The organism is Vibrio sp. 1978, from assembly GCF_033344345.1.
Genome location: NZ_JAWPOP010000916.1, coordinates 1 through 539 on the forward strand (window position 1 = coordinate 1; position 539 = coordinate 539).

At 54.0% G+C, this 539-nt stretch carries 1 protein-coding gene; it reads right to left on the reverse strand.

Features of this window, described 5'->3' with window-relative positions:
• Window positions 1–163 precede the first annotated feature (163 nt).
• Window positions 164–539, reverse strand: a 376-nt coding sequence (locus tag R8N49_RS29850) for a type-F conjugative transfer system secretin TraK (protein ID WP_318190797.1), incomplete at its 5' end; no start/stop codon positions are given.

The window sequence follows — 539 nt, forward strand, 5'->3', positions numbered from 1 at the left end:
TTGTCTGTGAGAACGTGCTTGATGGTTTCTTGGCGACCGCGCTTCTCTTCTTTCTTGGGTTCACCAGAGAACATTGTCACGACCGCAAAAAGAACGAAGACGCCGCCAGCGATAGACACCCAACGCTTCTTGTTGGGGTCTAACTGTGTCCAAAATCGCTTAATCATTGGGCACCTCCCAGCAGCGATGGACGCTTAGACGTTGGTGCGAGACCACGCTTCTGCTTCTTCGCCACATAGATCTCCGTCTTCTGGCCGGGCTCAAGCACGTTAAGCGGCCACGTAGTCACCGCAGCCACATCCCAGCTCCCACACAACGCCTCTTTGAACTCAATAGGCTGATCAGAGACGTTCAGGGCGACACCGATGAACACGTTAAGGAGGTGGCCCATCATGTATTGCCCCTTGCTAAAATCCACCTTTACCCCAGGATGAGCGCAGCTCGGCACCGCAGCACCAGCAGGGATGCGGTTCAACGTGTAACCTTGAGGGACTTCACCAAGAGCAATCTTTCGGAATACTGACCGGATGGTTTCGACA